The 841-nt window shown below is 52.9% G+C and carries 1 protein-coding gene; it reads left to right on the top strand.

Annotated elements, in window-relative coordinates; all coding sequences use genetic code 11:
• A partial coding sequence (locus LNL84_RS19625) for a VCBS domain-containing protein (protein WP_244359556.1) occupies window positions 1-841 on the top strand: 841 nt, incomplete at both ends.

Below are 841 nucleotides of genomic sequence, written 5' to 3'. Positions count from 1 at the left end.
CGACGATGGCAGTTATGAATTTGATGCTTCCTCTTACGACAGCTTAGGTAAAGACGAGAAGTTAGTACTAGAGATCCCCGTGACCGTCACCGACGAGCACAACGCCACGGCGCAAACCACGCTGACCATTACCGTGACTGGCACCAACGACGCACCCGTAGCCATAGCGGATTCGCAAACCACCGATGAAGATACGGCTCTCAAGGACAGCGTGCCTGAAGCGTCAGATATTGATGGCCGGGTGAAATCCTACGAGCTTGAATCTGATTTATCCGATGGCAAAGGCGAGTTGGTGTTTAAACCTAACGGCAATTACACCTTCAAGCCTGGCGAGGATTTTCAGGCGCTTGAGCCAGGTCAATCGCAAGAGGTGAGCTTCACCTACGTGGCGGTGGACAACAACGGCGCGAAGAGTGAGCCGCAAACCATTACCATTACCGTGACGGGCACTAATGACGCGCCAGTCGCAGAAGCGAAAACCGATAGCGTCATTGAAGACACCGTCATTACTGGCGCAATGAGCGCGACGGATGTGGATCTGGCTGATAACGCTGAGCTTACATTTAGTACAGACTCAACGGTAGAAGGCTTAACCTTCAACGACGATGGCAGTTATGAATTTGATGCTTCCTCTTACGACAGCTTAGGTAAAGGCGAGAAGTTAGTATTAGAGATCCCCGTGACCGTCACCGACGAGCACGACGCAGCTGCGCAAACGACGATGACCATTACCGTGACGGGCACCAACGACGCGCCGGTGGCGAAAGCCGATACGCAAACCACCAATGAAGATACCGTTCTTAAAGAGAGCGTGCCAGAAGCCACCGATGTCGATGGCCGT

Source organism: Vibrio gelatinilyticus (assembly GCF_022836845.1).
In the GTDB taxonomy this organism is placed as follows: Bacteria; Pseudomonadota; Gammaproteobacteria; order Enterobacterales; family Vibrionaceae; genus Vibrio; species Vibrio gelatinilyticus.
The sequence above is the reverse complement of the archived record's forward strand: the minus strand, read 5'-3'. Positions and strand labels throughout refer to the sequence as shown.